Genomic DNA, 21,096 nt, shown 5'->3' on the forward strand with positions numbered 1-21,096 from the left:
GCCCCCTAGACGACGGTGATGATCTGGTCGTACTTGCGGACAAGGACCGAAGCCACGCCCGCACCGGACGCCATCGCGGCCCGAGCCGCATTCACGATGGTCATGTCGTCGATGACCGGCCCGTCCTGATCCACCGAGCTGACGGACGTCGTCGCGATCGTGGTCCCGTCGTTGCTGCGGCCGGTGATGACGTACTGAGGCATGAGGGTCTCCTAGGCGATTCGGTCGAGACGGAGCATCGAGTCGGTGTACAGAGTCGTGGCCGAGGCATCCGAAGTGGCCTGGCCCCACTTCAGGGCGAAGGTGCCGCCGGTCGCGCCGACGCGGAGCAGGGCCCTGGTCTGCACGGTCAGCACGGTGCCGACACCGAGACAGCCCACGTTGCGGCTTGCGCTGGTGATGTCCAGCGACTCGACCCGGATGGGGTAGCCGCGCGACGACGACGTATCCAGCTGCACCACGCCGGTATTCGTGAACGTGATCACCGGGGAGTGGCCGGCGCCCCAGCCGTAGAACTCGCCGTCCGATCCGGCCGGGATGGTCCACGAGAATTGGAAGTCGGCCGCGGTCGGCCCGTCGTATTTCAGCCAGCCCGTGCAGTCGTACACCCCGTTCGCCTCGACCGTGAAAGTCAAGTGAGGGTCGTCGGTCTGGGTCGTGACCGCGGGGCGCGCGGTGTCGGCGGTCTTGCGGGCGAACTGCGGTTGCATGCTGCGCAGGAGGCTCGCGGTGATGCGCTGGCCTGCGGCAAGCGTCGGGTACTGCTCAGCCACAACGGGCCTCCTTACAGGGCGAGATAGGTAGGGGTAGCGAGACGCACATCCGCGCCAGCAGCGTGGGCCTTGACGACGCCGTTCACGGAGCGGGTCACGGTGAACGTCTGCGGGCTGCTGCTCCCGGACACCGCGGTCACGGTCATGACCTCGCCACCCACCCGGATGTCGAACGGCGCGTCGGCAGCGTCCGTTGTCCACAGCGTGGTGTGGCCGGCGGACGACGCGACCGACAGCGACGTGGCCGACGACGACACGTCCGCCGCCAGCTCCGACCCGTCCGTGTCGATCCGCGCGGCTGCGGCGTCGAGGACGCCCATCGAGTTGTAGGGCGACGAGGGCTGGCAGGTGAGCGTGATTCGGTGCTCGAAGTGGGTGATCTCCTCGGACATGCCGATGACGAGCTGGTCGATTGTTTCGGGGCCGACCCAGACGGGCGGGTTGGTGACCTGGATGCGGTCGCCGAGGCGCAGCGCGAGGATGGCCTGCCGCATTGCCGGGGTGATGCTCGGGTGGACCAGGTTCACGCTGATCTCAGGGAAGCGATCTTCATCGACCGTGCCGAGGTGCACCCGCCATGCCGCGTGGTCCAGCAGTGTCGGCCGGTCGCTGGTCGCCAGGTTCAGCGACAGCGGCGACTCGCTGTTGGCGCCGTACACGCCGACCCCCGCGGGCGGCAGCTCCGTTGATAGCGGGCCGTCCGTCTCCTCATACGTTGCCGTCACGCCGTTGACCGAGACGACGACTTGGTTCGCGAGGTAGCGGTCGTCCTCCACCGGTGCCGGGATCTGCGACAGCTGGTAGGCCGTGTAGTCCAGCGTCAGCGCCGGGTCCTGGTTGTACAGGGAGGCACGCGTGCGGTAGCCCAGCCCCAGCCCGGACCGCAGTTCGTACAGCAGGCCGCCGTCGGCGAGCGCCGCCTCCTGCACCAGCGCCAGCAGATTGCTCTTGCCCTGCGCGCCGAGCGCCACCGTGTCATCGAGGTCGCCGACCCACTCGAACGGCAGGCCCTCCTCGCCGCACAGCCGCTGAATCCTGCGCCCCGCGGTCTCCCCGATGGGGTTGACCCGCACGCCGAGCGCATCCATCGCCGTGATCGAGTTCTCCACCGTCACATGCCCGACCGCCACCCCCGGCAGGTACTGCGTGCCGGCCGCGCCCGACACCGCGCGGGACGCCGGCCCGAACTGCACCTTGGTGACGCGGGTGAGCTGGGTGACGGCCACGGTGTCGCTGACGGTGTACGTCTGGCGGGTGGAGACGTCCTTCAACCGGACGGTGCGGGTGATGTTGGCGCCGGACTCCTGCAGCTCCACCGACACGTACAGCAGCCGGCCGCGGACGTCGAGGGTGTGCTGCAGCTCGGCGCCGAGGACGGTGCCGTCGGACGCGCACGTGCGGATCGTGAAGCTCTTGGTGCTCGTGTCGTAGAACACCTCCCAGAACTGCGAGGCCCCGGCCGAATAGTCGAGTTGGTCGATCGCCACCAGAACCTTGCCGAGGGCGAGACCGTCGGCGGGGATGTACGCGAGGAACCGCACCTGCGTGGCGGTCGGATCTGTGTACTTGGCGACGCCGCCGGACAGGGTGGCGGTCGTCAGGTCCGGCAGCGGGTCGGACGCGGTGAACCCGTCGTAGGAGGCCAGGCTTGGCGTGCCGGTCCAGGTCATGGCAGAGCCGGTCGTCATCGCCGACGCCAGCGACGTCGAACCGGACGGGTCTTCGCACGGCCAGTACGCCACCACCGACGAGGCGAGCGGATCCGTGATCGCCTCGTACACCACGCTCCGCTCGGGCGGCGGGGCCTTCGACAGGCGCTGCATGAGGCCGTCCGCGGACACGTCCACCCACACGTCGTTGCCGGTGGGGTCCCACTGCTTGGGCCACTTCGAGATCTCGGCCTGCTGCCGGTAGCTCTTGCCGCCCAGCCCGTCCGGCACAGAGATCCGGATCGGGGTGTTGCGGCCGATGTAGCCGTAGTACGGGCCGGTCGGGTTCCGGCGCGTGAACCGGCCATCGTCGTTCCGCAGGGGAAGGGTGCTGCGGGACTGCTCCGTCAGCGACGACTCGTCACGCACCCCATACGAGATCGAGATGCGGCCCTGGTCGTCGCGGACCATCACATATGCGGTGATGTCCACCCACGCACCATTGATCCACATCTCCACCTGGACCGGCTCACCATTCGACACCTCGCCCGATGGCCGCGCCGGGCCAGGCGTGTTCGTGAACCGCCGCCGGTACGCGGTGACGAGCTGGACGAGGGAGGACGGCACAGGTCAGCCCACCTGCTCGAAGGTCACGAAGCAGCGCATGTCCGCCGCCGTCGTCGGGGTCGTGGCCCGCACGCGCAGGAACCGGCTCACCGCCACGATCGGCATGGCGTTCGGCATGAACGTCTTCGTGTAGGTGAGGCCAGACTCCTGCGACACCGACGACAGCGACACCGCATCGAACGGGCGTGTCGCGGCGATCGCCCCCTCAGCGGTCGCTGTGTAGCCGGTAGCCGACGTGCCCATCGTGAGCAGCGTCGTCGGGCCGTTCGGGTCGAGGTTCACCACGCCGGTCGCGGCGACATGCTGTGTGACCGTGGCCGCCACGTCCGTCTGCAGCAGCTCGATCACACCGTCCGCGCCGGGCGGGTCGTCGAGGGAGAACCCCCACTCGATGATGCGGATCTGCGTGGTCGACGGCGTTGCCAGCTGCAGCATCGTCTTGATCGCGGTCCCCGTCGTGACGCTGGCCAGCGCGGCCGTTGTCGGTGCCGGGCCGTTCCACACCGTGAAGGGCATCGGGTCTTCCTCTCTACTGCTTGCGTCCGGTGAGGACGACCTGGGCGTTACCGCCGCGCGCGTTGATCGCACGGCGCAGAAGCTTCAGCAGGAACTCGTCAACCTCGGAGCCACTCGACCGCAGTTCGATCACCACCGGCTCAGGCCGGCCAGCCGCCGGCGCCACAGCCGCACCACCGCGGCGGGGGGTGTTGAGCATCGACGCCCACGCGCCCTGAGCCATCCGCCGCGAGTCCGGGTTCGACCACACCCGCGCCCCCGCCGGCAGATCCAGCAGCTCCGGACCGTGCTCGCCCACCCATGTCAGGTTCGAGCGGATCCCGCCCGATGCGGCGCCGACGATTCCGCCAGCCGCCTTACCGCCCTTCCGTTTGAAGGCGGCCTCGATGAGCTTCTCCATCGACCCGGCGAGCCTGTCCATGCTCTTGAGCAGGTCTTTCTGCTGCGCGCCGAGCGACTTAACGAGGCGCTCCTGCGCGGCGATCGCCTTGGCGTACACCGCGTCCGCGGTCGTCTTCCCCGCCGCCGAGGCTGCCTTCGCGATCTGGCCTTGCAGGTCGTTCATCGTCTTGATCTCCGACGACGACGCCCCCAGCAAAGCGCCCGCGGTCTCCAGGCCGCCGCCCTCGATCCCGGCTTCGGCGACCTGGCGGAGCAGGCTGGAGGAGAGGCCCTTGTCGCGGAGCTGGTCCAAGGCGCTAGCGAAAGCGGTGGCCTTGTCCCTGCTCCCGATCAGGCCGCCCATGATCGACGACAGGGACACCGTGCCGCTGCCGCCCGCACCGCGCGTGATGCTCGCCGAGCTGAGCACCCCCGACCGGACCGAGCCCGCCAGCTGCGACGCCGCCGACCGCAGATCAGACAGCCGGCCCTTCGCCTTGTCGAGTTCCTTGCCTACCTGGGTGAGTTGCTTCTCCCAGCCGATCAGTTTCCGGCCGGCGGAGTCGAGCGCCCTGAGGAGGCCCTTTTCGAGGGAGCCGTGCGTGGCCTTGCGGATGACGCTGGCCCACTCGTTGAGGGAGCTCACCAGGGACGCCAGGCTGTCGGGCCGGGCCAGCGCCGAATTGAACGAACTGCGCCGGTCGCCGGCCATCCGCCCGAAGTGGCTGATGCCGAGGTCGCCCATCGCGTCGCGGCGTGCCTCCGCCTCGGCTTTCGCCTGGGCTCGGGCGCGCTCTTGCGCCTTCGAGACCTTGCCGCCCTTCGCGAATTTGGGCAGGCGGTCCTCGTTGATGGCTTCCAGCAGCGGCAGGTACTTCGCTGTAGAGGCGGCGTTGACGACGTACTCGGTGTTCGAGATCCGGCCGGTTGCCCCCGACGCGAACAGGGCCAGGATGCTGTCCGAGCGTCCACCGCCGGGGCCACGGATCAGGCCGTTCGGGGCGACCTGTACGTCTCCGCCGTCCGCGTACCGAGGGACCAGGCCGCCGTCTGCGAGGAGTCCGCGCGATGCGAGCTCGGCGGCGTTCCTTGCCGACTGGTTGGAGCCGCCACTCGCCTGGACGCTTTTGAAGATCGTGGTGACGTTGTGCGTGGTGTAGGTCTGTGCGGTCTTCCCGTCGAGTGCCGCCAGCGCAGCAACGACAGCACCGATGGATCCGAGGGCCTGCCCGTTCGCCGTGAAGACCTGTGTCCGCCCGTCGGGGAGTTGCCGGGTCTTGAGGCCGACCGCTTCCAGCGCCGCGATAGCCGCCCCGTTCAGAGCTTCCACGGTCACGGTCTTGGCTCGTGGCGTCTTCTCGATCTCGGCCTGCACGGAGTGCAGCCCGGAGATCGCCTCCTCCTTCTCCGCCGTGATCATGGTCTTGATGTCGCTCGGTATACCGAGCAGCGTGTTGACGTACTCCGTCGCCTTCTGCTTGTTCCCGTCGAAGGCTTCGAGGGCGAGGCGCATCATCTCCTCGCGCAGCTCGCTCGACTTCTTCGTCATTGAGCCGAGTGATTCACCAGCTGCCAGGCCGGATGCGATCAGCTCATCCTGTGCCGCCGCGGCAGCCGACATGGCATCCCGGTTCGCCCGGCCCGCTTCGGTGTCCGCGCTGAGCGTCGCACCATGCTCCGCGAAGCTGGCGGTGAGAGCGTCAAGAGCTGCCCCGAACTGGGTCTGCGCATCGTGCGCCGACCTGTTGACGTCGTTCAGGGCGAGGATGCTGGCGCGCAGCCCATCAGCAGCCTGCCGCTGCGCGGCCAGCTTCGCCTCAGTGTCCTGCGCCGCCGCCCCGAACACGCCCATGCTCTGGGCGGCGTGGTCTTGCTCGAACGCAGCGTCGGCCAGCGAGTTCTGGTAGTCGTTGGTGGTGTCCTTCAGCCGGTCGAGGTCTCCGCCGCCCGCCTGCCACGCCTTCTTAAGGATGTCGTACTGGGCGGCTGCCTCCTCGAAGCGGCCCTCCTTGACCAGGTTCGCCATGGACTTGTCCCAGGCGTCCAGGTTCTTCCGGGCGTCGGAGATCGACGGGCCGGTCGCGATGCCGATCCACGTGCCGAAGTCGCTGGTGAGCTTCAGCAGCTTGTTGTCCGAGGCGCCCTTCGACATCATCGCGATCGACTTCGTCATCTCGTCGAAGTCGGTCTTCAGGACCCCGGTGACCTTGCCCGTCGACGCGAGCGTGTTCAGCGCCGTCGACAGTTCATCCACCGCGACCGGCGACTTCTGGTCGCTGAGCTGGTGCATCGCCAGCGACAGCCCGCCCACCACGCCCAACGCGAGCGCCGCCTTACCGCCCGTCGACAGCGTGGTCAACGCCGCGTTGAAGCCCGCCAGCCCGCCGCCCGCCGCAACCGACGCCGCCTTCAGCGCCGTGATCTGCGCGCCGAGACTCGCGATCCCGCCAGCGATAGCAGCCGCCCCCGCGCCCGCCAGCGACACCGCCTTCAGGGCGACCGCGGTCTGCATGAGGATCGTGACCAGCTCAGGCGGCAGCGACGCCACCAGCCCCGCAGCCGCGTTGACCAGCGTCAGCATGCCGGGGCCGGCGTCGGCCGCGGCCTCGACGAGGTTCATGACGGCGTCGCTGACGGAGGCGAGGGTTTCCCGCATGGCGGGGCCGTTGCGTTCCGCGTAGTCCATGAACGTCTTGATCGGCCCGGACACGTCGCCTTCGGACAGAGCCCGCGCGAACCGGATGACGCCGTCGACCGCGCCCTCAAGCGCACCACTGGTGAGTGTCCCGAGCTTCTCGGCCAGAGCATCGAAGCCGGGCGAGGCGACCGCACCGCCGGCCACGTCGACCAGTCGCTCAAGCTGGGTTGATGCGCCCTCGACCATGGGTGTGAGGCGGGGCACCAGTTCGCCCAGCACGGTGAAGCTCTTCTCGACCGGCGCCATCGTGAACTTCGCCGTCGAGTCAGACCAGTCGCGGAACGTGCGGCCCAGCGTCTGCATGGCGACCGAGGCCTGAGCCGTCGCCGCAGGCATGCCCGCCAACGTCGCCTGCTGCGCGCGAGCAGCCTCAGCCGCCTGCTTCGAACCCCGCCCGTACTGGGCGACCGCGTCCGCGTACTTCTGCTGCGCCTTCGACGCATCCGACAGATGACCCACCTGCCCGGCCACGGCAACACCGAACGCCGCCACCGCTGCGCCGGCCGCCAGCGACTTCGCCGCGACCGGGGCCATGGCCGCCGCGAGCGGTACGGCCGCGGCGGCGAGCGGGATGATCGATCCGCGGACTCCCGTGATGGAGGAGGAGAGCCGGTTCATCGACCCGGACATGATCGCGCTCTCGGACACGAACCGGCCACGCATGTCGCGTAGGCGTCCGTCCACGTCACGGAACGCGCGGACGGCGTCGCCGCTGTCGGCGCGGATAGTGATCGTTACGTCGTCTCCGGCCATGCGTCGTCACCTCCTTCCGGGTCGGGTTCGTCGGGTGTGCCGAGGGCTTCGATGCTGAGCAGGCGCAGCAGGCGCACGTCTTCCTGCAACAGGGTGGTGAGGGTGTAGCCGGGGAACTTCCGCAGGATCCCCAGCAGGTAGCGGGCTTGGGTCAGCTCGCCTGGCTCTCCGACAGTGGTGCCATCGGAATTGCTGGCGCCGGGGAGCTCGCGCCAGAGGTGGAGTTCTCGGGCAAAGGGTCGCTGTCGGCAACCCCCATAAGCGACTCGATCCAGGCGTTGTTCATGGCGCGGATCAGGGCCTGGTCGGCCTTCTGCATGGCGTCCGGGGTGGGTGCCAGCGGCTGGCCCTGGTAGGTGAGGTTCCACGACACGAGGGAGTCGAAGAACCGCGCCATCGTCTTCGCGGTGTCGTCGCCCTCGCCGCCGTCCATGCCGGTGGCGGCGAGGTACTCGCCGATGCTCATGCCGCGCACCTGCGCTTCGGCGCCGTGGTACTTGTGCCCCGGCTTGAAACGAACGGTGACCGTAGCGGGGGTTGCGTCGAATCCCATAGGGGTCATTCCTCCTGGTGCGGGCAGGTGCCGCCGTTGAGCTGTCGGCCGAGGTTGCAGTTGTGGCAGAGGACCCGGAACCCGGCCGGGTAGTTGTGGCGGCGCAGCCAGGTGTAGAACCCGCCCCCGCCTGTCTCCTGACGGTGCTTGCCGCCGCCGCCGTCGATGTGGTCCAGCGAGAGGAAGAGGAGCGTGTCCTCGCCGCAGCAGACGCAGATCGGTGTCTCGCCGCTGTACGCTCGCAGAGCTTCCAGTCGCACCTTGCGTCGCGTTTCTCTGCGCTTGTCGTCGAGCGCTGCATCGCGGCACTCGGGCGAGCAGTAGCGGCGCAGTTCTGTCGAGCCGGTGAACTGGCTTCCGCAGCGTGCGCACGGCTTTGTCAGAGGCGGACGGCATCGCGGGCAGAGATCCCGAGCGCTGCTCTGCCGTGCGAAGCGTTCCCCGCACCCCGTGCAGCGTGCCGACTCCACCCCACCGTTTCGGCACTGGTTGCATTGGTTTCGGTAGCCGCCGGTGTCGTTCCTCCGGGCGAACGCCGACAGCGGCTTGGTCGACTGGCAGTTGCGGCATACCTTCATGCCCTCCGGCGCCTCGATCCCGAGGCACGCGTCGCAGCGTCCGCAGTTTCTGCATGGCTTGTCGTGCTCCTTCCTCGGTCTCTTCGGCTTCCGCAGGGCGGCTGCCATCTCGGGGCGGCATTCGGCGCACCACGCGTGTGCGTTGCCGCAGGACTTGACGTTGTACTTGCCGGATGCTGCTCCGCCCATGACATGGCCTCCAAGACTCGATTACCTGGACAGCCTAGAGGCCAACTAACCGACGCTGCATGCGACTTGGTCCTAACTCCAGGTCGGCACGTTCCCGTCGGCGAGGGAGAACGGCGCCGACCAGGTGAACTCGCCGGACGCGGCGCGGGTGAGCGCGTAGTCCGTGATCAGGCACTCGTTGTTGAGGGTCTGGCCGGAGATCACGATCCCGATCGTCCGGTTCACCGACGTGCTGCTCACGGTCTTGAGGACCGAGTGCGCCAGGTTGGAGCCGTCATCGAAGACGCCGTTCATCGTCCCGGAGAAGTCCGCGAGAAGCAGCAGCCGCTCGATCGCGCTCTTGTCGATGCCGGTCACGTCCTGCACGCCACGCGGCATGGACCAGTCCAGGTTGGTGACGTCGTTCCGGATGTCCCGCGCGCTGCCTGCGGAGTCGTCCACGTTCAGCGTGGTCCAGCCGAGGCCCGATTCCTTTGCCATGATTCACACCCTTCTGTGTGGTATTCGGGGCTAGCCCCGGCGGCGGTCCTCGTTGAACCGGCCAAGCTCCTCTTGCACGTTCTCCACCCAGTCCTGCGCCCGCGTGTGCACGCGGCGCCGGCCGGTGGGGTTGCCACGGAAGTCCCCGTCGCGGACGAGGTACAGCTCGGGGCGGGTCTTGTGGTCGGCGAAGCAGCGCTGTCCGCTGTCGAAGCGGAAGACGGTGAGGCCGTCGCCGCGCGGCATCTCACGGAAGGTCCGCCCGGACTGGGTGCGGATGTACGCGGCCTGCGCCTTGCCGAGGTCGGTGCGTTCGTCGATGGCGGACTCCCAGCCCTTGCGCCACGCCTCGCACGCGACCTGCTCGCACACGGTGCGCACGGCCTGGTCGGGGCGGGAGCGGATGCTGAACGTCTGGTACGCCCCGGTGGGGCCTTGCGGCTGGAGTCGGAACGGCTCGCCCATCAGAAGTCCACCCTCACGTCGTTACGGATGACGGCCACGGCGAACTTGGCGTTCGTGAAAGTCCCCGTCGTGACCACCCGCAGGTAGCGTTCGACGGTCTGGGTGCGGCCCGTCTGGATCCGCTGCGCCGTGATCCCGGTCGCCGCGGTGAAGGCGCCACCCGTGACGTCCGCCCAGGCATCCGCGCCGCCGTTGTCGCTGGACTCCTGCAGCTTCACCGTCACGCTCGTGCCCGTGAAAGCGAAAACGTGCAGGTAGGCCTGGAGTCCGAACGCAGTGGAGCCGGTGCCCAGGTCGAGCGAGCTGCCGTTCGTGGCGGTCGTGTCCGTGCGCACGCCGGCCGTCAGCAGGTCGCCCCACTCCAGCCCGTAAGCGTTCGCCTGAGCCGACACGCTGATCGTCAGCGAACCGTCCGCCGCCCGCGTCGGGTTGTAGTCGATCTGCTTCGCGACCATGCACGCGGCCGGCGAACCGATGCTCGTACCCGTTGCCCACATCATGTGGCGGTCGGTAGTGGGCAGGCTGGACAGGACGGTGTGCGCCCGGTCCTCCGTTGTGCCCGGGATGTCGGTGGCCTTCTCCGGGTTGAAGAAGGCGGTCCAGGACAGGCGACCGTCTCGGAGCAGCCCGATCCGTTCGAAGGCGCTCTTGTCGATGCCGGTGACGTCCTGGGTTCCGGCCAAGCCGCCGCCGATGTCGTTGCCCGCGCCGGTGTCGCCGGACAGGTTGTAGCCGCCGAGGTAGAAGTTCTGTGCGAGGCCGGACCTCTTGGTCACCTATGCCACCTCGTTCCATGCGTCGTTGATGATCAGCGGGATGGTGAGAGTGGCCACCCGGTAAGTGATGCTGTCGAGCCGCGTGTAGCCGAAGTCCGCGCCGAGCGGCGCGCCGTGGGCGCCGAGGAGGTCGACGTTCGACACGAGGCCGTCGAGTGTGAAGTCGCCGCAGTACGCACCCATGAGCGCGGACACCGCGTCGGTCACGGCCACGTCGACGTCGTCCATCGGCTCGGTGTCTGCGGGCATGAACACCCGCCCCTTGAGTTCCAGCCGGGCCGAGACGACGTTCAGCCCCGAGCGGGCCTGGACCGGGCGGACGGGGCCGACCCACATGGCGTAGGTGAGGCCGCTGCCGGGGGCGGATACGGGCTCGTGGCCGAGCACCTGGTCGAACAGGCCGAGGGCCTGGGCATGTGACGTGCTGGCGCTGCGGTAGGCGCGGAGGTCGAGGTCGGTCACGGCAATCACATCCGTCCCGTGTAGCGGCGGAGGAGTCGTTCGCCGATACCGCGCTTGCGGGTGTTGAGCTTGTCCCGGGTGACGGTCCAGTGGTCGTAGCCCTTGAACTTCGTCACCGGGTAGTTGCGGGAGCCGATACCAGCCAGCCACGGACCGTAGATCACACGGTTGTCCCAGATGGTGTGCCGGTCGATGACCTCGATCCGAGTCGTGTAGTACGGCGTCTGCGTCTTGAGGACACGGTCAAGTTCGCCCAGGAGGATGGTGCGGCCGTCCTCGGCGAGCTCCTCCTCCAAGTGGTCGACGTACCGGTTGAGGGCACCCAGGGCCCGCCCGTCGAACATCGGGCCGCGACCGCTGGTGGAGACGATGAGTCGCATCACACGCTCCTCATCCGGGCCTTGCGGCCGTGAGAGGCGTACACGCGTTCCCGCAGCTCCTTCAGCCCGCGGGCCGTAACCTCCCGCTCGTACTCGCCGGCGCCCGCCGTGCGCGCGTAGCCGGCGCGCCCCTGCAGAAGGTCGTTGAGGGCTTCGGCGATGACGAACTGGCGGACGGGGCCGGGCGGGTCGAAGCGGTAGACGGTGGCGCTGCTGGCGTGTGTGGCGGCGGTGGTGCCGAGGGCGCCGCGTTCCACGGTGAGGGTGCGGGGAGCGTAGATGGTGGCGCCGACGGAGTGGGCGGCGATGGTGGAGCCGTCCCAGGCGCGGGCCACCACGAGCGTGTTCCCTGCGATGTCGTCGATGCGGAGGCGTTCGCCGTCGATGAGGATGGTCTCGCCTGCGGCGAAGGCCGTCCCGGACTGGACGGTCAGGGTGACGCTGTTGTTCTGGGCGGTGAGGCCGCTGCCGCCGACGGTTTGCCCGGTGTCGAGCTGCGAGCGGCCGGTGACGATGACGCGTTCGGAGTCGATGCGCAGCAGGGAGCCGACACCGACAGCCGCGGAGGTGGCTGCGTCTACGTCGATGCCGGTCTCGCTGGCGTCGAGCGCTTCGGCGAGCGTGCCGACGGGGGTTTCGTCGTTGCGGTAGCCCCACAGGCCGGTGATGGTGATGTCGCGCTGGTGGGTGTCGCCCCCGCCGAACGCGGCCGAGCTGCTGAGGTCGATCTCCAGCCTGCTGTAGGGCGGGCCGTTCCGGTTGGGCTCCAGCAGATAGTCCGTCGATGCGATTTCGACGCCGCCGGATACGAGGGTGGTGACGGAGATGAGTTCACTGTCGTCGAGCCACAGCCGCCACGACGTGCCGTACTGAGAGTCCGGCCAGTTGAAGTAACGCGTACCCGCCTCCGGGTAGAAGCGGCGGTGGCACATTCCCTCGACCGCTCGGGACGCATCCTCAAGTGCACGGTCGATCCGCGCGTTTGCGCGCGCGGTCTCCTTCACGTCCAGCTCAGCCTTGATCTCTTCACGGGTCGCGTACCAAGGGTTAGTCATCTGGGGTCACCTCCTCCCAGCAGTGCTGACGTGGCCGACCAGACGGCCGCCAGCCGCCCAGATCGAGCCGTCGAACCGGCAGAACAGCTCGCCGCGAGGGCTGGTGCGGAGGGGTTCGCCGCAGTCCAGGCATGCCTCGGGCGGGCGTTGCTGCTCCTCGCGGTACTGCTGTGCACCTTCGCGGAGGATGTCGAGCAGCCCGTACCACGACCCCGAGGCCGGTGTGGCTGCTGCGCTGTCGCTCGCTGTGCCGGTGAGCGCGCCGCCCGACAGGGCGCCCGATCCGGTCACCTTCCGCGTGCCGACGGCTGCGCCTGTCAGTCCGCCGAGGGAGGCCGCCGCGGTCCCGGACGCGGTGCGCACCCCGGACGCTGCGCCTGTCAGGCTGCCGAACGTGCCGAGCGCGGTGCCGGTGACCGTGGTGGAGAGCGGCGGGTTGTCCTCGACGGTGAGGGCTGTCGATCCGGCAGACAGGTGGCGGGCGTTGCCGGAGATGTCGTTGATGTCGGTGAGCATGGGCCAGTTCGCCCACACCCCAGAAGTCCGGACGATCGTCGCCGACGCCCACTCGGCTTCGATCTCCGCCTGCGACAGGACCGCCGACCACACGCGGACGTAGGCCAAGCCACCGTTGAACCATTCGGTGGCGTCCCCGGCCGACCGGCCGAACAGGGTGATGCCGTCCGGGGTGCCGCCGCCGGACACCAGCCCAGACACGACGCTCGTGGATCCGCCGACCGTCCTCGTGTAGATCTTCCCGTCGGTGGCGCCGGTCCCAGCAACCGTCACGGCGAGCATCCGCCACGTGTCCACGGCCAGCGGGTCCGCGCCCACGATGCCGCCCGTGTTGCCAGGGCTCACGACGACCGGTGTGGTGCCGGAGCTGCCCGTGGCGATGTTGACGGAGGTCGAGCCGCCCGACGACGAGTGCAGGCGCAGCATGGTGGAGAAGTCGTCCCGGTCCACGCGCAGCCGCGCCCAGAAGGTGACCGTGAACGCCGTCGCCGGGGCGGGCGGAGCGCTGGCTGTGTAGCTGACGCGGTCGCTGGCCTGATCGGCACGCATCGACATTCTCGGTCACCTCCTCTCTGGACTGGGCTGGCTGGTTCAGGACGCGACGGACAGGGACAGGTCGAGCTCCCCGGCGGGGATGGTGAACGTGTCGCCGCTGGTGACGGCGTTCGCGGTGACCGTGCCGGACCCGCCGAAGCTGCCGCCGGTCGACGCGGTCCACATGCTGAAGTGCGTGTAGTCCTCGCTACCGGACACCGACGTCCAAGACAGGTCCGCCGACGTGGTCTTCGCTCCACCGCTGGCAGACGCCCAAGTGGCCTGCTTGCGGGTGGTCTCGGTCGCGGCGTTCGACGTGCCTGCCGCGCCCGGGTCACCGGTGTGCAACTTGATCCACGGGTAGGTGGTGCCCTGGTTGTCGAGGTGCGTGTTCGCCGCAGCAGCGGAGAGCCCGACAGTCACGACTTGCTCCGCGTCCTACGCCGCGGCGTAGCCTTCACCGCCGGCTCCTCGACCGTCGCCTCGGGTGCCTCCGCCGGGCCGGCGGGGGTGGCTTCGGGTGGGGTGTCCTCGCCGGTGGTCTCGGTGATGTCGGCCTTGTCGGACGGCCCGCCATGGCGGGTGATCTTCGGCATGCTGTTGTCCTCCTTGATACGGCCGCGCGCGTGCAGGCCCAGCGCGGCGGCTGTGCCTTCCTCGGCGTGCCGCTCCGACCCGCAGTGAGGGCACCGGGGCGCCCCCACCGCAAAGGCCGTCGTGCAGTCCAGACAGACCCGCAAGGTCACAGCAGATCCGCGAGCAGCTCGGGAGACCGCTGGTCCGTCAGGTCGTAGGTGATCGCGATGACGCAGCCGAGCTTCCCGGCCGTCGCGCCGGCGTCTGTCGTGTTGACGGACACCCACTCGTAGCCGTCCGTCAGACTCTTGGCTGAGACCTCGACGACGGCGATGACCTCGTTCTCGCCTTCGTCGTCGCCGAGGTCGACCTCGGACGCCGCGGTCTGGGTGTGCTTGGTCCACTGCTCGTCGTTGTCGAGGGTGGTCTCCCGCTTCGAGAACCAGCGGGTGACGACGTCCAGGTCCGCCGTGGTGCCACCGCTGGAGGCGGTGTGCTGCTGCACGTCCAGGTCCACGTCCTCACCGGCGGTGCCGGCGTCGGCGACGTAGATGAACGCGACGCCCTGGCAGTCCTTGAGGTGGACGCGGGTGCCGGTCTGCGCGCCCGATGCGAGATCGACGGGGCTGATGACCTTGGCGACGTTGAACAGCCGCCCGAGTGCTTCCATGATCCGTTCTCCTTCAGGGGGCTGGTCAGGCGGCGAGCTTGACGATCGGGGACAGCGAAGACCCGTTGTTCTGCGGGGTGATCGCGGACTGGAGCCACGGCCGGCCGTCGACGCGCTCGATGATGCGGAACGCGACCTCGTCGGTCTCGAAGTAGCGGTCCTCGGACTGGCGGGCCTGCATGACCTGACGGTCACCCACCAGGTAGAAGCCGAAGTCCACGAAGGACAGGTCGCCTGCGGATCCGGAGGCGGGGACCTTCTCGGTGAAGATGACGGGGCGGCCGAGGAGGGTCATGGGCGGGGCGCCGATGGCCTGGCCGTTGTTCATCCACATGGCCGGGGAGGCGATGCCGTCGGTGCCGCGGGTGAGGGCGAGCTGCGCGAGGGACGGGAAGGTGTCCGGGCTGGCGAGCCAGACGGCGCGGGAGAGGCTGCTCGGCAGCATCCTCGCGTACATGTTGATCACGTCGGCGAACTCGATGGCGTTGCCGCCCGCCGTGCGGGACACGGAGATCGCGGCGTTGCCGTTGAGGACACCGAGGGGCTCGCCGACACCGTCACCGGTGAGGAACGCGACGTCCTCGAACCAGGCGAGGGCCTCGGGGAACAGCTGGTCGATCAGCGCCGACAGGGACACGATGCTGTCGGCGAGGAGCTCGGACGGGACCTTGGTGTAGGCGGTGAGCTTCTTCGCGTCGAGGACGACGCGGGAGAAGCGGGCCTGGGACTCGGTGAGCGCGGCGCCTTCCTCGGTCCAGTAGCCGACGATGCCGCCGTGCACCGACGAGACGTTGCTGGTGGAGTCGATGGCGGGGAAGGGGACGCGGAGGCTGTCCATGGGGATGACGCGGGCGCGGGGCCGGACGACCGCCGATTCCAGCGCCACCGACAGCAGCTCGGACCGCAGGGTCTCGGGGATGAGGAACCCGCCGTCGGAGGGGACGGTGCTGCCGAAGTTGCGGAGGGTCTCCAGCTTGGCGGCCATCTCCGGGGAGTTCTTCTCCGGGTTGCTGCGCCAGATCGCCCGGAAGTACTCGCCAGAGCTGTCGAACATGCCGTCGACCTTCGCGCCGAGCGCGTTCCGGTTGTAGAGGCCCTTCGCCTTCGCCGACGGCGAGGCGCCCGCGTAGGGGTCGGGGGTCGCCGCGCGCAGGTCCGGGCGCTTCACGTTCTCCACGCCGTGGTCGCGGAGGAACGCAGCCATGCCCTGCTGCACCTGCTCGTCGACGATCCGCTTCAGGTCCGTGCCGTCGCCCTGGGCGCGGTTGGCGTACTCCTCGATGAACTCGGTGAGGCTGTCCTCGCTGGCGAGGATCTCCTTACGGGCCGCCGAGTCGCCGAGCATCTCGCGAAGCTCGGTGCCGTTGCGCGGCGTGGTCAGGGTCTTTGCCACAGTGCCCTCCTTCAGGCTTCCGTCGCCGCGCTGGACGACGCCGTGGTGGTGGTGAGGTTGGAGACCAGCACCGACCACGTGTCGGGCTCGTCCTTCGTCAGGTGGGCGACCATGTCCGCCCACGGGTCTTCGGGTTCGGCGGCGGGTGCCTCGGGCTCGGGCACGGCCGGCTCCGGGGCGGGCTCGATGGGCGCGGCTTCGGCGACGGGCTCGACGGGGGTGGTGTCCTCGACGGGCGGGGTCGCGGTGCGGTCGGCGACCTGCTTGCGGACCAGGGCGCGGAGTTCCTCGGCGAAGTCGTCGCCGAGCGCTGCGCCGATGTTGATCGTCAGCGTCGTCGACTGCTCCGCCTCGACCTGCGGCTCAGGCTGGCGGGGACCGGTGTAGCCGTAGGCGGTGAGGTCGAACTGCTGGTTCATCTCTGGGGCGTCACCGCCACGCTTCGGCGTGGGAACGACCTCGTCCGCGAGCCCGGCCGCGACAGCCTCCTCGGCGGTGTACCAGGTCTCTTGCACCATGACCTGTCGCCACTCGTCGCGAGTGCCACCGGCCCTCGCTGCGTAGGCGTCCGCGATGTTTCCACTGATCTTGTCGAGGAGCTCGGCCGTCTCGCGGTGGTCGGCAGCATTTCCGACCGTCAGCCCGCTGGCGTCGTGCAGCATCAACATCGCGTTCGGCATCATCCGAACCCGGTCACCAGCCATCGCGATCACGGATGCGATCGAGGCAGCGATGCCGTCGACCTGCACGGTCACGCTGGCCGGGTGGGCGCGCAGCGCGTTGGCTATCGCGATTCCCTCATAGACCTGGCCGCCAGGTGAATTGACCCTGAGCAGGATGTTCGACGCGGTGATGCCGCGCAGGTCGTTGATGAAGTCGTCGGCGGTTGCGCCGAGCCAGCCCCCAACCTCGTCGTAGAGCATCACCTCTGCCTCGTCGGCGGCACTGTTGGTGATGCGATACCAGGACCGCGGCTCGCGGGCCTGCGCGCGGATGCCGGGGATACGGTCCGGCAGGTCAATGAACGGCATCAGGACCCTTCTCCCTTCCGGCCGCGCTTGACGACCTTGCAGCGGCAGTCATTGCCGTACTCGGCGCCGACGCAGTGGATGTAGCCGCGCCCCTCGGGGTAGTCCCGGTACGCCTGCGCCCGGTTCTTGTAGGTGCGGCCCGCGTTGTCGCGGCACGGCTCGCACGTGTTGTCGTCGTCCTGCGCCACCACGACCCACCGCTGTGCCGCCTCGATCTCCGGCAGCCCACCGGTGAGGCCGGCCACGGTCTCCGCCCACGACGCCTCGACCGCGGGTGCCGTGGCTGAGCCCGAGAAGGGAATGGCCGGCAGGCCGACCGCGGACAGCACACCGGCCGGGTCCCAGCCCGCACCGCGCAGCTTCGCGGCGGCGTCGGCTCGGGCGGTCAGCTGAAGGGCTTCGGTCTCGACGTCGTCGGGGATGGGGTTGACGAAGTCGAACTCCAGGCCCTGCGCGGTCGGCCCGTACAGCGGGAGGAGGCGGTGGTTGAGGGCGTCGCGGATGGCTTCGAGGTCGGGGACGACGAGCCAGCGGGCGAACATGACGGCGCCTGCGTCGGCGTTGGCGCGGTTGACGTCGTCGACTGCGCCGGTCATGGGCTTGGGGAAGCCGAACGCTTCGCGGATGATCTCGCGTCCGACTTCTCGGAGTTCGACGAACTGCATGTCGCGCTGGGTGAACTTGCGGTCTTTCCAGACGCCGTGTTCGAGGATGGCGACGCGGTGGGCGTTGGCTATGCCCTTGTGTTGTTCGTTCCAGCGTTCGCGGAGCTGGTCGAACTCGGCGTCGTCGAGGCCGTTGGGGACCTCGATGATCCCGCCGGGCTCTGCCGAGTTGAGGAAGAAGTTCCGGTTCCACTCGGCGGAGTAGCGCACCGCGTCGAGGTCGGTGAGGAGCGCCTGCACCGGGCCGATCCCGCGGTACGGGTCGGTGGGGTGCGGCGTCCTGATGAAGATCACGTCTTCCTTGCGGAGCGCGACCTCCTGCCCGTCCGGGCCCGTGTACATGTACCCCGACAGGAACGTCTCCGGGTCCGGCACTGGGCGCATCCGGTCCGGGCGCACCGGCCACAGCTCCAGCGGCAGGTTCACGGCCTCATGCTGGGCGACAACCCACCATTGCTCGCCCGTCAATTGCTTGTGCTGCGCGCCGGCTTCGACGAACTCGGACTGCGTGTAGAAGGAGTTCGGGCGGTTCCACAGGTCGAGGGCCGCGTGCGAGGTGACCTCGGTGCGGTCCTCGGGGCGGCCTGACTTGGCCTTGCGGTACAGCTTCCACTCGACGCCCGCCTCCGCCTTGGCGGTGCGGTTGACGATGGCGAAGAGGGTGGAGACGGAGCCCATGCTGTCGAGCTGGGCGGTCATGCCGCGCTGGCTGCCGAACAGACCGCGGCTGTAGGAGGCGGAGCGGGGGGCGAAGGGGACGGGCGTGGCGGTGGCGTTGCCTGCGCGGTTGAGGAGCGCGTCGAGGAGGGTTCTGGCCAACGCCCCTCCTCACCTCATCTGCTGCTGCCGCCCACGTGCACCTTGTTGAGCGCCAGGACTCCGAAGCCGAGGACGTAGCCCCCGGCCACGACGTGCCACGACGGCCACGCCATGGTGAAACCCGACAACAGAATGATCCCAGTCGTGTCAAGCAGGACAGGCATAGAGTTATTCAGACCCTGCATCCACCTGCGCGCGGACACCTTTCTCCTGCTCACAGCCGCCTCACTCTCCCGGTTCGGGCATTGTCGACTCTGCACAGTCGGGGCGGAACACTGCTAGCCCGGTCACGTTCTCCAGGAACGCCACCCGCAGACCCGGCAAGCCCGCCTTGATCTGCTCCCAGAACAGGTCCCGCTCCTGCTGGGTGGTCTCCCGCCCCATGCAGACAATCAGCGTGTCCCCGGCACGGACGATCGGAACGTTGTCCATCACAGCCACCTCACTCGTGTACGGGCGCCGCTGTAGAACGCGAGCAGCAGCGCGTCTGCGTTGTCCGGGCTGCGGCCGAGCCGCTTGCGGATCTCGTCCTTCGGCTCGACCTGGATACGGCCCGCCGCATCGACCATCCACAGCGGCTCCAACAGCTGCGCGACCGTGGCGTCCGCGTTCTCCATCTGAGAGAGGTCCCAGCCCTGCCGCTCCGACAGGCCGCGCGCCAGCTCCCACCACATCTCGGCGCGCAGGTTCTTGAACTTGTCCGGCTGCGTCGACTTCTCGCCCACGTTCACGCCGACGATCCGCGCCCGGTGCTTACCCTGCGACGCGAGGTTGCGCAGCTCGCCGATCACGCCGAAGCCGACGCCGATGGAGTCGACCTTCACGGCGGTGGCGCCGGACTCCTCGATCGCCTGCAGCACCAGGGGGGCGATCTTCTCCGGCCGGTCCGTGTGCGCCCGCCACTCCCGGCCCGCGCGCCGGCCGCGGCGCTCACGGATGACGGTCTCGTCACCGCCACCGCCGACGTCGACGCCGAGCTCGACCGGTTCCGGGTCGTCGGCGGCCGGCCGCTTCTCGGGGTCGATGCGGCACTTCGCGATGTCGGACGCGCGGACGACTTTGTTCGGGGCGTCCTCACTGAACTCGCCGAGCACCTTGGACTTGTAGAGGGGGTTGTCCTCGCCCCACTCGGCGGCCTTCTCTTCGACCCATTCGCGGGAGACGAGGGCCTGGGCGACGTCGTCCGGGACTTCCTCCCCGGTGAGGTTGGGGGACTCGAAGGCGCTGATCCCGATGACGTGCCAGTTGGAGCCGGGCTGGCACACCTTCCGGAAGTGGGAGGCCGGGTTGTCGGGGTTGCCGATCGCCAGGATCCGGCAGTCCGAGTTCGTGGTCAGCGCGTCCGCGGCCACCCACAGCTGCTCGGGGATGCCGCACGCCTCGTCGAGGATGACGAGGACGTAGCGGGCGTGGATGCCCTGGAACGCGGACTCGTCGTGGTCGGCGGGCTTGCGGCCGAACGCGACGAGCTCGTCCTCCATGTGCCATTCGGTCTGGTTGACGCGGCCGGCGAGTTCTCCGCGGCGGTGGACGCGGCGGATGTACCGCCAGAGGATGGCGCGGACCTGCGCGAAGGTCGGGGCGCTGGTGACGACGAAGGCTTCGCCGGGCGGGTGGGTGTCGAGCCACCAGGCGGCGACCAGGCTGGCGGTGTGGGACTTGCCGACGCCGTGGCAGGAGCGGACCGCGGTGCGCCGGTTGTCGCGGATGCTGACCATGATCTCGCGCTGCTTAGACCACACCGTCTGCTTCAGGCGTTCCCGCACCCAGCCGACCGGGTTGTCCTGGTAGAGGCGCGTCCGCTGTCGCAGGTTCCGGCGGTCCACCTTCCGCTGCAGCTGATCCTTGATCTGCTTGAGGGCCTTCGTGTCGCCGGCGCGGACGAGCTCTTGGATCTGCCGCTCTACCTCGTCACGCGTCGGTGTCGTCACCGGGATCCTCGGTGGCGGCGTCGAGGAGGCGGGCGATGTCGCGGCCGAGCTTCTCGGCTTCGACGGAGACGCGGGAGGGGGCGTCGAGGCCGAGGAGCTTCCGGAAGGACTCGCGGGTGCGGAGGGCGCGGTCGATCGCCTTGAGCTTCAGTTCCTCGTCGACGAGCGCGGCGCCGGTGTCGTCCTTCACGATCCGCCCGTGAGAGACGAGCGGCTGATCTTGTTCAAGGATGTCGAGGACCCTGTCGTACATCGCTTCGAGGCGTTGCACTTCGAGGTCGACGAGGGCTTTGCCGGGGCCGACGCATGCGTCGCGGATGGCGCGGCGGCAGGCTTCGAGTGCGGTGCGTTTGTCGGCGTAGCCGAGTTCGTCGGCGATCTGCTGGTAGGTCCAGCCCTGGGCCCGGAGTTCGGCTGCTTGGCCGTCGCGTTCGGCGGTTTGGGGGTTGCGTGTGTAGCGGCCGTTGCCGTCGCGTGCGTCTTGGTTGGGGTTGGCCATGGCGGTGGGCTCCCCTCCTGGTTACTGGTTGGCGTGGTTTGATGGTAACGATGCACGCAACTCGGGTGGCGGCCCTGCGGGTGCGGGCAGGACGAAGGCCCGCCCCCGGGCAGGGGCGGGCCTTCAG

Annotated in this window: 23 protein-coding genes; all 23 read right to left on the reverse strand. The window is 69.0% G+C overall.

Annotated elements, in window-relative coordinates; genetic code table 11:
• Window positions 1–5: 5 nt before the first annotated feature.
• The 23 genes from ACIGXJ_RS29420 to ACIGXJ_RS29530 all read right to left on the reverse strand — a co-directional run bounded on the left by ACIGXJ_RS29420 (window position 6) and on the right by ACIGXJ_RS29530 (window position 20,969).
• The gene (locus tag ACIGXJ_RS29420; protein WP_399651540.1) at window positions 6–203 is read right to left on the reverse strand and encodes a hypothetical protein; all 198 of its coding nucleotides are present in this window, start codon (window positions 201–203) and stop codon (window positions 6–8) included.
• Window positions 204–212: 9 nt separating this feature from the next.
• A complete protein-coding gene (locus tag ACIGXJ_RS29425) occupies window positions 213–773 on the reverse strand; it encodes a hypothetical protein (RefSeq protein WP_399651543.1) in 561 nt (186 codons plus the stop codon).
• Between the two features lie 11 nt (window positions 774–784).
• Window positions 785–2,914 carry a hypothetical protein gene (locus ACIGXJ_RS29430; RefSeq protein WP_399651546.1) on the reverse strand — a complete coding sequence of 710 codons (2,130 nt, stop codon included), beginning with the start codon at window positions 2,912–2,914 and terminating at the stop codon, window positions 785–787.
• 138 nt (window positions 2,915–3,052) lie between these two features.
• A complete protein-coding gene (locus ACIGXJ_RS29435) occupies window positions 3,053–3,565 on the reverse strand; it encodes a hypothetical protein (protein WP_399651549.1) in 513 nt (170 codons plus the stop codon).
• 13 nt (window positions 3,566–3,578) lie between these two features.
• Window positions 3,579–7,397 carry a phage tail protein gene (locus tag ACIGXJ_RS29440; protein WP_399651552.1) on the reverse strand — a complete coding sequence of 1,273 codons (3,819 nt, stop codon included), beginning with the start codon at window positions 7,395–7,397 and terminating at the stop codon, window positions 3,579–3,581.
• Between the two features lie 151 nt (window positions 7,398–7,548).
• On the reverse strand, window positions 7,549–7,950 hold the full coding sequence (locus ACIGXJ_RS29445) for a hypothetical protein (protein WP_399651555.1): 402 nt from the start codon (window positions 7,948–7,950) through the stop codon (window positions 7,549–7,551).
• Between the two features lie 5 nt (window positions 7,951–7,955).
• On the reverse strand, window positions 7,956–8,210 hold the full coding sequence (locus tag ACIGXJ_RS29450) for a hypothetical protein (RefSeq protein ID WP_399651558.1): 255 nt from the start codon (window positions 8,208–8,210) through the stop codon (window positions 7,956–7,958).
• Between the two features lie 579 nt (window positions 8,211–8,789).
• Window positions 8,790–9,197 carry a hypothetical protein gene (locus ACIGXJ_RS29455; protein WP_399651561.1) on the reverse strand — a complete coding sequence of 136 codons (408 nt, stop codon included), beginning with the start codon at window positions 9,195–9,197 and terminating at the stop codon, window positions 8,790–8,792.
• Window positions 9,198–9,227: 30 nt separating this feature from the next.
• Window positions 9,228–9,662 carry a hypothetical protein gene (locus ACIGXJ_RS29460; RefSeq protein ID WP_399651564.1) on the reverse strand — a complete coding sequence of 145 codons (435 nt, stop codon included), beginning with the start codon at window positions 9,660–9,662 and terminating at the stop codon, window positions 9,228–9,230.
• Window positions 9,662–10,438, reverse strand: a complete 777-nt coding sequence (locus ACIGXJ_RS29465; RefSeq protein ID WP_399651567.1) for a hypothetical protein — start codon at window positions 10,436–10,438, stop codon at window positions 9,662–9,664. Before ACIGXJ_RS29465 ends, ACIGXJ_RS29460 begins: the two co-directional genes overlap by 1 nt.
• On the reverse strand, window positions 10,439–10,900 hold the full coding sequence (locus ACIGXJ_RS29470; protein WP_399651570.1) for a hypothetical protein: 462 nt from the start codon (window positions 10,898–10,900) through the stop codon (window positions 10,439–10,441). It abuts the gene before it with no gap.
• 5 nt (window positions 10,901–10,905) lie between these two features.
• Window positions 10,906–11,280 carry a hypothetical protein gene (locus ACIGXJ_RS29475; protein WP_399651574.1) on the reverse strand — a complete coding sequence of 125 codons (375 nt, stop codon included), beginning with the start codon at window positions 11,278–11,280 and terminating at the stop codon, window positions 10,906–10,908.
• Window positions 11,280–12,335: a hypothetical protein gene (locus ACIGXJ_RS29480; protein ID WP_399651576.1), complete on the reverse strand. Its 1,056-nt coding sequence runs from the start codon at window positions 12,333–12,335 to the stop codon at window positions 11,280–11,282. Before ACIGXJ_RS29480 ends, ACIGXJ_RS29475 begins: the two co-directional genes overlap by 1 nt.
• A gap of 6 nt (window positions 12,336–12,341) precedes the next feature.
• Window positions 12,342–13,406 (reverse strand): LamG-like jellyroll fold domain-containing protein, encoded by a 1,065-nt coding sequence (locus ACIGXJ_RS29485; RefSeq protein WP_399651579.1) that lies wholly within the window; start codon window positions 13,404–13,406, stop codon window positions 12,342–12,344.
• A gap of 36 nt (window positions 13,407–13,442) precedes the next feature.
• On the reverse strand, window positions 13,443–13,808 hold the full coding sequence (locus ACIGXJ_RS29490) for a hypothetical protein (RefSeq protein ID WP_399651582.1): 366 nt from the start codon (window positions 13,806–13,808) through the stop codon (window positions 13,443–13,445).
• Window positions 13,805–13,981, reverse strand: coding sequence for a hypothetical protein (locus ACIGXJ_RS29495; RefSeq protein ID WP_399651586.1), 177 nt, complete (start codon window positions 13,979–13,981; stop codon window positions 13,805–13,807). Before ACIGXJ_RS29495 ends, ACIGXJ_RS29490 begins: the two co-directional genes overlap by 4 nt.
• 146 nt (window positions 13,982–14,127) lie before the next feature.
• Window positions 14,128–14,631 carry a hypothetical protein gene (locus tag ACIGXJ_RS29500; protein ID WP_399651589.1) on the reverse strand — a complete coding sequence of 168 codons (504 nt, stop codon included), beginning with the start codon at window positions 14,629–14,631 and terminating at the stop codon, window positions 14,128–14,130.
• A gap of 25 nt (window positions 14,632–14,656) precedes the next feature.
• Window positions 14,657–16,024 (reverse strand): phage major capsid protein, encoded by a 1,368-nt coding sequence (locus tag ACIGXJ_RS29505; protein WP_399651592.1) that lies wholly within the window; start codon window positions 16,022–16,024, stop codon window positions 14,657–14,659.
• An 11-nt stretch (window positions 16,025–16,035) separates the two neighbouring features.
• On the reverse strand, window positions 16,036–17,055 hold the full coding sequence (locus ACIGXJ_RS29510) for a head maturation protease, ClpP-related (RefSeq protein ID WP_399651594.1): 1,020 nt from the start codon (window positions 17,053–17,055) through the stop codon (window positions 16,036–16,038).
• Window positions 17,055–18,539, reverse strand: a complete 1,485-nt coding sequence (locus ACIGXJ_RS29515; protein WP_399651597.1) for a phage portal protein — start codon at window positions 18,537–18,539, stop codon at window positions 17,055–17,057. The genes ACIGXJ_RS29510 and ACIGXJ_RS29515 overlap by 1 nt, the downstream gene beginning before the upstream one ends.
• A 225-nt stretch (window positions 18,540–18,764) precedes the next feature.
• Complete coding sequence (locus tag ACIGXJ_RS29520) at window positions 18,765–18,971, reverse strand: hypothetical protein (protein WP_399651599.1); 207 nt, start codon at window positions 18,969–18,971, stop codon at window positions 18,765–18,767.
• Window positions 18,971–20,470, reverse strand: a complete 1,500-nt coding sequence (locus tag ACIGXJ_RS29525) for a hypothetical protein (protein ID WP_399651602.1) — start codon at window positions 20,468–20,470, stop codon at window positions 18,971–18,973. Before ACIGXJ_RS29525 ends, ACIGXJ_RS29520 begins: the two co-directional genes overlap by 1 nt.
• A complete protein-coding gene (locus tag ACIGXJ_RS29530) occupies window positions 20,451–20,969 on the reverse strand; it encodes a hypothetical protein (protein ID WP_399651604.1) in 519 nt (172 codons plus the stop codon). The genes ACIGXJ_RS29525 and ACIGXJ_RS29530 overlap by 20 nt, the downstream gene beginning before the upstream one ends.
• Window positions 20,970–21,096: the final 127 nt, after the last annotated feature.

This window comes from Streptomyces sp. NPDC053367 (assembly GCF_044545925.1).
In the GTDB taxonomy this organism is placed as follows: domain Bacteria; phylum Actinomycetota; class Actinomycetes; order Streptomycetales; family Streptomycetaceae; genus Streptomyces.

Bases quoted from the DNA above. Each gene is read 5' to 3' on its own strand.
- ACIGXJ_RS29445 (WP_399651555.1), bottom strand. From the start codon at position 7,950: ATGGGATTCGACGCAACCCCCGCTACGGTCACCGTTCGTTTCAAGCCG.
- ACIGXJ_RS29440 (WP_399651552.1), bottom strand. From the start codon at position 7,397: ATGGCCGGAGACGACGTAACGATCACTATCCGCGCCGACAGCGGCGAC.
- ACIGXJ_RS29475 (WP_399651574.1), bottom strand. From the start codon at position 11,280: ATGCGACTCATCGTCTCCACCAGCGGTCGCGGCCCGATGTTCGACGGG.
- ACIGXJ_RS29485 (WP_399651579.1), bottom strand. From the start codon at position 13,406: ATGTCGATGCGTGCCGATCAGGCCAGCGACCGCGTCAGCTACACAGCC.
- ACIGXJ_RS29530 (WP_399651604.1), bottom strand. From the start codon at position 20,969: ATGGCCAACCCCAACCAAGACGCACGCGACGGCAACGGCCGCTACACA.
- ACIGXJ_RS29455 (WP_399651561.1), bottom strand. From the start codon at position 9,197: ATGGCAAAGGAATCGGGCCTCGGCTGGACCACGCTGAACGTGGACGAC.
- ACIGXJ_RS29510 (WP_399651594.1), bottom strand. From the start codon at position 17,055: ATGCCGTTCATTGACCTGCCGGACCGTATCCCCGGCATCCGCGCGCAG.
- ACIGXJ_RS29495 (WP_399651586.1), bottom strand. From the start codon at position 13,981: ATGCCGAAGATCACCCGCCATGGCGGGCCGTCCGACAAGGCCGACATC.
- ACIGXJ_RS29435 (WP_399651549.1), bottom strand. From the start codon at position 3,565: ATGCCCTTCACGGTGTGGAACGGCCCGGCACCGACAACGGCCGCGCTG.
- ACIGXJ_RS29420 (WP_399651540.1), bottom strand. From the start codon at position 203: ATGCCTCAGTACGTCATCACCGGCCGCAGCAACGACGGGACCACGATC.
- ACIGXJ_RS29520 (WP_399651599.1), bottom strand. From the start codon at position 18,971: ATGGACAACGTTCCGATCGTCCGTGCCGGGGACACGCTGATTGTCTGC.
- ACIGXJ_RS29500 (WP_399651589.1), bottom strand. From the start codon at position 14,631: ATGGAAGCACTCGGGCGGCTGTTCAACGTCGCCAAGGTCATCAGCCCC.
- ACIGXJ_RS29460 (WP_399651564.1), bottom strand. From the start codon at position 9,662: ATGGGCGAGCCGTTCCGACTCCAGCCGCAAGGCCCCACCGGGGCGTAC.
- ACIGXJ_RS29480 (WP_399651576.1), bottom strand. From the start codon at position 12,335: ATGACTAACCCTTGGTACGCGACCCGTGAAGAGATCAAGGCTGAGCTG.